At 33.5% G+C, this 7,553-nt stretch carries 7 protein-coding genes; all 7 read left to right on the top strand.

All coding sequences use genetic code 11. From position 1 onward, the window contains the following. Window positions 1–1,292 (top strand): oligosaccharide flippase family protein (locus tag V9G42_00005; GenBank protein MEI2757791.1); only part of this gene is annotated, 1,292 nt, incomplete at its 5' end. 9 nt (window positions 1,293–1,301) lie between these two features. Beyond that, window positions 1,302–2,606: an oligosaccharide flippase family protein gene (locus V9G42_00010; protein ID MEI2757792.1), complete on the top strand. Its 1,305-nt coding sequence runs from the start codon at window positions 1,302–1,304 to the stop codon at window positions 2,604–2,606. A gap of 215 nt (window positions 2,607–2,821) precedes the next feature. Then, complete coding sequence (locus V9G42_00015) at window positions 2,822–3,844, top strand: hypothetical protein (protein MEI2757793.1); 1,023 nt, start codon at window positions 2,822–2,824, stop codon at window positions 3,842–3,844. Beyond that, on the top strand, window positions 3,841–4,956 hold the full coding sequence (locus V9G42_00020; GenBank protein ID MEI2757794.1) for a glycosyltransferase family 4 protein: 1,116 nt from the start codon (window positions 3,841–3,843) through the stop codon (window positions 4,954–4,956). The genes V9G42_00015 and V9G42_00020 overlap by 4 nt, the downstream gene beginning before the upstream one ends. Continuing rightward, window positions 4,946–5,911 carry a GNAT family N-acetyltransferase gene (locus tag V9G42_00025; GenBank protein MEI2757795.1) on the top strand — a complete coding sequence of 322 codons (966 nt, stop codon included), beginning with the start codon at window positions 4,946–4,948 and terminating at the stop codon, window positions 5,909–5,911. The genes V9G42_00020 and V9G42_00025 overlap by 11 nt, the downstream gene beginning before the upstream one ends. Continuing rightward, complete coding sequence (locus tag V9G42_00030; protein MEI2757796.1) at window positions 5,911–6,720, top strand: hypothetical protein; 810 nt, start codon at window positions 5,911–5,913, stop codon at window positions 6,718–6,720. Before V9G42_00025 ends, V9G42_00030 begins: the two co-directional genes overlap by 1 nt. A gap of 3 nt (window positions 6,721–6,723) precedes the next feature. Next, window positions 6,724–7,553, top strand: an 830-nt coding sequence (locus V9G42_00035) for a glycosyltransferase family 4 protein (protein MEI2757797.1), incomplete at its 3' end; no start/stop codon positions are given.

The following is a 7,553-nucleotide window of genomic DNA, read 5'->3' on the forward strand; positions in this document are numbered from 1 at the left end:
CAAGTAACAGCCTTCAGGCAGTTCTCATGGCAGCAACTGAACATAAAACATATTACCGTAATCTGGGAACCCTTATAACGGGTAGCGTCATTGCGCAGCTTATTAGCGTAGCTTTGGCGCCATTATTTTCAAGGCTTTACACTCCCGAAGATTTTGGTCATTTAGCCACTTTCATGAGTTTACTTACCGGACTATCGGTAATCGTTTGTTTGCGATATGATGCAGCCATCGTTCCTGCACCTGCTCATCATGCCAACCAACTTTTTAATATCAGTGTAAGAACAGCACTTATTACCAGTGGTATTACCCTTTTGACCATTAGCTTATTTTATTGCTTCAGCATTGAAAGAACTTTTTTATTGCCGTGGCTTTGGTTGTTGCCACTAATGATGTTATTGAATGGATTAGGTAAAGCGGTAATAGCCTGGCTAAACCGTCATATACTTTTTTCGCTGATAGCTCAAAATAATATTCTGAAATCAGTGGTTACTAATTGTATTATTTTAATAGCAGGATTAATAGGTTATCAAAAATTTGGGCTGATAGGTGGCTACTTTATGGGACTTATTATTTCCTTATCTCTATTATTACTAAAACTCCATCGTGAGCAAAAACTGCCTTTTGTTAAAATTTTTGACCGTAAATTAAACTCTATAGCTAAAAGTCATTCTGATTTTCCAAAATACAATCTCCCGCAAGCTTTTATCGATATGCTATTAATTAATAGTCCTGTTTATTTTTTAACTTACAGTTTCAATACAGCAATTGTTGGATGGTATGGCCTTACGGCAAGAATTCTTCAAGCACCATTTAATCTGATTGGTTATGCTATGGAACAAGTTTTCATTCAAAAAGCTGCAGAATGGTATCATGCAAAACAAAATATTCAGCCTTTGCTGGTTAACGTCCTTAAACGCTCATCGGCAATAGCAGCTATTATTGTCATTCCTATAATATGGGCAGGTCCTGATATTTTTGCATGGGCATTTGGCTCACAATGGCGAACTTCCGGCTTTTATGCACAACTACTTACCCCTTATTTTTTCTTCGACTTCATCCGAACACCAATGACTCGTATTCCTTCTATCATTACAAAACAAAAACAATGGTACCTTTGGAGTTTGGCTGGATTTGCTGTTTTAATTATAACTATTATCTTATCCGTGATATTGAAATTCTCAACAGTATATTTTCTCACTTTTTTTTCCATTGGACAATCTGCAGTTTATTTATCATCTTTGATTTGGCTTTTCTACCAAACAGGTAAACTAAAAAACAAATATCACTCCTGAAAGTAAAGTATGAATATTAAAAGTTTCAACCTACTTTGCTACCTAAAAGGTTTAATTAGCCAAAGTGAGATAAATAAAAACTCTCTCATTGTTATTGCAGGAAGTATTGCAGCACAAATTATTCCTTTGGTATTTTCACCGGTTTTATCCCGAATATACACTCCTGAACAGTTTGGCATGTTTTCTACCATTAGTGTTGCATCTGGAATGATAGGAATTGCTTCATGTTTAAGATACGAGCACGCAATTATTTTACCTGACCAAAATGAAACTGCTGAAAAAATTGCATCTGGCGCCATCAGAATAAGTGTTTTAATTGCTTTCATATTATGGTTAGTACTGCTACTTTATAGTGATGCATTAGCTAAAAGGTTAAATTTTCATGCAAGTTACCATTATTTATCAGTCATTCCGATTATTACATTATGCATGGGAATATTTCAAACAGGCACTTATTGGCTGATCAGAAAAAAAGCATTTAAAAGAAATGCCCTTTCCAAAATTATTCAAACGGTATCTATTACTTTTATTAGTATCGTAGTTGGTATTTATTTTAAACAAACTGGATTAATTATCGGTTTCACCGCAGGCTGGCTAATATTATCTGCATTCATGGCATGGCAATTAAAAAAAGAAAAACTCAATATTTTTAGACAGCCTGCACATGAAATTACCCTTTCATTAAAGCACTATCGCAAATTTCCCATTTTTAATCTATTGCCCGCACTTATGAATGCAGTAGCATCCTCATTACCGGTATTCTTTATTTCATCGTACTATAGTCAGGAGATCACCGGATTATACAATCAAACCCGAATTGTTATTCTTGCTCCGATTTCGCTTATTACATTATCACTCTCACAAATTTATTTAGAACACATTGCAGCAAAGGTTAGAAATAAAGAAAGCATTCAACCTACTATAAAAAGTATATTAAGAAAATTATTACTCATTTCTGGCTTGCTATTTATCATTTCACTAACTATAGCACCTATGCTTTTTGAATGGTTTTTTAGCAAAACCTGGCGTATGTCGGGTGTTTTTTTACAAATTTTAATATTCAGTTATGCCATACAATTTGTAGTATCGCCATTAAGTAATGTTTTAATTGCCCTCAATCGTATTAAACTAGCAAGTGTTTGGCCAGTCATTTATTTAGCACTAATGCTATCACTAACTTTTTTTAAACATTTTGAAATAAAAAAATTCCTTATTTTGCTCACGATTACTGAGGTATTAGCTTATAGCATTTATCTCATTTTTGTAATGCAAGCCGTACGTAGTTATCAAAACAGCTTAAAACTATCGAAGTGAAATACTTTCTTAAATCCAACCATCTGCTTATACTTTATCTGATTGTAGTTTTCTTTCTTTTATGCGGCCTATATTCTGATTCGGGATTTACCTATTTCTCCATTATATTTAAATTTTATCTTATTCCTTTTATTACATTTTCGGTCTTATTTAGTCTGCTAATTCCTTTTTTAAAGCTACATGATTTATTGAGTCATTTTGCAATAAGTTCGAAAATGATAAACATTATAGTAAAAGGAATGATTGCGTTTGTAGCAGTAACCATTATTTTACACATCGTTATTTTAAAGCATTTGCCATTAATTAAAGCAATAGCTTCAACTGACGATGTTGTAATTGCAAAAATCAGAAACAATATTGGTTACCTTACACCATTATGGATGAATTATTTGAGCAGCTTTATCCTGAGAGCCATATTGCCTTTTTTTATATTTTATTTTTTTGTTATTAAACACCAAAAATATTTCATTTTGATTTCAGTCATGGGGGCCTGCTATGCTTTATTACTCATGCAGAAAAGTTATATCGTAACCATCTTTTTACCATTATTGATTTATCTGGCCATCACTTTCCAATACAAAAAATTCATATCACTGTCGGCCTTGCTATCTTTTGCTTTGTGTTTTTTGGTAATAGTGGCCAATCCTTTTTTAATTGGTCGTGGCGTACAAAACACCTCTGAATATATTTATCAGGAAGACCCTTTTGCCATAAACCAAGATGAAAACAACATAGCTCCTGATAATGCTTTTGTAGCTACGTGGTATATTGTTCGCGGAATAGGCGAAAGGGTATTTATACTTCCCGGTAGAATTATTTCCAAGTGGTTCCAAAAAATCCCATCAGAACTACCTTTTGCAAATGGCTGTGCATATAACTTTGCAGCACCATTATTAGGTTGCAGTTATTATGATTTTCCAGCAAAGATGTATGATATCCTCTACCCCAATTATGCCGCCAAAGGATTGCATGGGACAGTAGTAGCCCCATCCTTTATGTATGATTATGGCAACTTCGGCAATAAAGGTCTGCTGATTTCAGCGTTCATATTAAGCTTTTTGATCATTACTGTTCAAAATATTTTCAAAACTCATTCAAAAATTAGTTTTGCGCTAAACTTCTATTATGTTGCTATATTAATTTCATCAGCAATCAGCACTTTAATGTTCTCAGGTGGCTGGGGATTAATAATCATATTGTTTTTACTTTTTAGAAATAAATTCTCCACATTAAATTGAATAGAATTAAAATTTGCCATATAACTACAGTTCATCATGCTTTAGATGACCGTATTTTTTTTAAAGAATGTACAGCACTTAGTAAAGCAGGTTATGTTGTCTTTATTGTGGCTCCCGACAGTGGAGGAATAAAATATAATCAGGGCATTACAATAATAAGTCTAACCTCTACCAGCAACCGTTTATTCCGAGCCACATTTTTATCCTTTAGTGCTTTAAAAAAGGCATTAAAAACAAAAGCTTCGGTATATCATTTTCACGATCCGGAGTTAATGCCTATTGGAGTAATATTAAAAATATTGGGTAAAAAAGTCATTTACGATGTGCATGAAGATCTTCCAAAACAAATTTACTATAAACCCTATATTCCAAATAGACTCTTTAAAACCTTTGCATCATTTATTGTAAAGTATATTGAATTGTTCTGCTGCTTGTTTTTTGATGTAATAGTAGCCGCCACAGAAGATATTGCACGTAAATTCAATGTTACTAAAACTATTGTGATCAGGAACCTTGCCATAGTAGGACTCATTGATAAGCTAAAAGCCTATCACCATAAAAGTGATAAACTAACTTTAATCTATGCTGGCGGGCTTTCCGAAGAGCGCGGCATTAAGGAAATCATTCTGGCACTTGAAAAAGTGAGCATTCCTGTTGAATTATGGCTTTTAGGGTCATGGTCATCAGAATCGTATCAAAAAACATGTTCATCATTAGCCGGCTTTACGAAAACCAAATATTGGGGCTTTATGTCAATGGATCAAGTTTATCCTTACATTAAAGCGGCTGACATTGGTATAGCATTATTATATCCAGCTAAAAATTATGTTACCAGCCTACCTGTAAAAGCTTTTGAGTATATGGCATGTCAAAAACCAATAATCATGTCAAACTTTGATTATTGGAAAAAAATATTTGATGGCTGTGCTTTGTTTACTGACCCGCTGAATCCTGATAAAATTGCGCTTGCCATTGAGCAACTTTATTCCCACAAAACACTTGCTGAGCAACTTGCCGCAAATGGACGTAAATTAATTTTGGAGCAATATAGTTGGGAAAACGAAAGCTCTAAACTCATTAATGCTTATGAAAAGTTAGTTTATGAAGATTGAAACTATTGACATTAATCATACCGCTTATTTGAATTTGGTAAAGCAATATGGTGGTATTTTTCACCAACCCGAATGGCTAAAGCTATTTGATGATGAGCAAATGCGAATTGCCGGAATTTTTGATAATGATCATAAAATTATCGGAACATTTTACTTTAGTCTATCAAAAAAATTATTCTTCAAACATCTTAAAACAACACCTTTTAATCCTAATTGCGGGTTAATCTTTTACAATCGAACCTCCAATAAATCAAATGCATTATCTTTTGAAAAAAAAATACATCATCATATTATCAACTATTTAAATCAACAAAAAGCTCACCTCATAACCCTCGCCTTGCCTTGCGAAATAACTGATACACAGCCGTACTTTTGGAATAATTTTAAGGTCGTTCCATTTTACACTTATATGATTGATTTAAAACAAGACGAAAATCAATTGTTAACATCGTGTTCTGCACAACGAAGAAATGATTTGAAAAAAGCAAATAAAGAGGGTATTGTTGCTTTACAAACATATGATTATAATGAAGTATTAAATTTAGTATTAAAAACATTTAAAAGGAAATCAACAGCCGTAAATCAAACTTTACTACACAAAATATTATTTTCGTTTGCTAACGAGCATAATAGCTTTGCTTATGTTGCTTACCAAAACGGCATACCAATAGCTGCATCCTTTTGTATTCATGATTCCCAAAAAGCCTACTATCTATTGGGTGGATATGATGACAAGGCTGGTAGCAGCAGCGGAGGTGCACTATCCTTATGGAATTGCATATCACATGCTAAGCAAGCTGGACTACAAAAGTTCGATTTTGAAGGATCAATGATTAAAGAAGTTGAAAAATATATGCGTGGATTTGGCCCTGAATTATACCCCTACTATATGATTAATCGCGCCATACTTCCATTAGAATTAGCCTTGAAGTTTATAGTTAGAAACCGATTTTAATGAAAATATTACTGTCTCATGATGTTGATCATATTACCGTGCATGAGCACTGGTTTAAAGATTTAATAATCCCCAAATTTTACATTCGCTCTGTAATCGAATTACTCAACAGAAAAATAACATTCAAAGAATTTTTAAACCGATTGGCAGATCTTACTCTTAACAAATGGAATGGTGTTGATGAAGTTATTGCTTTTAATCAAAGTAGAAATATTAAAAGCACCTTTTTTGTTGGGGTAAATAATGGAGTAGGTTTGTCGTATGAATTAAATCAGGCAGCTTTAATAATTAAAAAAATTGTAACTAAAGGGTTTGAAATTGGTGTTCATGGCATCGCCTATTATGATGCTGGCGAAATGGAAAAAGAATTTAATACGTTCAAAAAATTATCAGGGCTTGATTCGTTTGGAATAAGAATGCATTATTTGCGTATGAATAGTCATACTCTTAGCCTCATCGGTAAGATAGGATATACCTATGATGCTTCGATACAGGATTTTAAAGACCCTTATCAAATTAATGGACTATGGGAATTTCCATTACAAATAATGGATGGATGGATTATTAACGGACAAAAGCGATGGCAGATTAATAATCTCGAACAAGCAAAACTTGAAACAATTAAATATATTGTAAAAGCCAGAGAATTAAAAATCAATTATCTTTCAATACTCTTTCACGACCGCTATTATTCAAATTCTTTTGTTACCTGGAAGCAATGGTATGAATGGTTAATTGATTATCTTATTGAAACGGGACATGAGTTTATTACACATCAGCAAGCCATTAATGAACTAAGCACATCATAAAACATGAGATTTACCATCCTTACCCAATATTACCCTCCTGAGACTGGTGCTCCACAAAATCGCCTTTCTGACCTTGCGTTACAGTTAAAATATGAAGGACATGAAATAACCGTTCTTACAGCAATGCCTAATTATCCGCAGAATCAAATTCACGATAACTATAAAGGCAAGTATTTTATTTCAGAGAGCATTAATGAAATTGTAATTCTCAGAAGTTGGATATATGTCGGCAAAAGCCGCTCTGTTATTCCGCGACTGTTTAATTATTTTTCGTTTGTGATTTCTTCGTTCATCTGGGGCATTTTAAAACTTAAAAAACAGGATATCATCATTTGTGAAAGTCCTCCTTTGTTTTTAGGACTAACAGGGTGGCTCCTCTCCAGAATAAAAAGATCAAAATTTATTTTTAACATCTCCGATCTCTGGCCTGAGTCAGCCGAAAAACTTGGTGTCATTACCAATAAATCTCTTTTGAAGATGGCTGAGCGTCTTGAACTTTTTCTTTATAGAAAATCTTTTCTGATTACCGGACAAACACAGGGTATCATTCAAAACATTAAAGAGCGAACACATTTAGAGAACCTGCATTGGCTACCCAATGGAATTTCTGATGATGTGGTTAATTTAAATCTCAACAAGGGCGAATGTCGCAAGAATTTCAATCTTTCAGATGATAGTTTTATTTTTAGCTATACAGGCGTGATGGGCCATGCACAAGGATTGGAAATTATCATTCATGCAGCAGAAAAATTTATTTCCAAAAATGTAATTATAATCTTTTGTGGTGATGGTCCTGAGTTGGAAAGTTTGAAAACATTAGCAGATAAATCTGG

This window comes from Bacteroidia bacterium (assembly GCA_037045145.1).
In the GTDB taxonomy this organism is placed as follows: Bacteria; Bacteroidota; Bacteroidia; order AKYH767-A; family OLB10; genus OLB10.

Excerpts from the sequence above, each read along its gene's own strand:
- V9G42_00010 (MEI2757792.1), top strand. The coding sequence starts at position 1,302 with ATGAATATTAAAAGTTTCAACCTACTTTGCTACCTAAAAGGTTTAATT.
- V9G42_00015 (MEI2757793.1), top strand. The coding sequence starts at position 2,822 with ATGATAAACATTATAGTAAAAGGAATGATTGCGTTTGTAGCAGTAACC.
- V9G42_00025 (MEI2757795.1), top strand. The coding sequence starts at position 4,946 with ATGAAGATTGAAACTATTGACATTAATCATACCGCTTATTTGAATTTG.
- V9G42_00030 (MEI2757796.1), top strand. The coding sequence starts at position 5,911 with ATGAAAATATTACTGTCTCATGATGTTGATCATATTACCGTGCATGAG.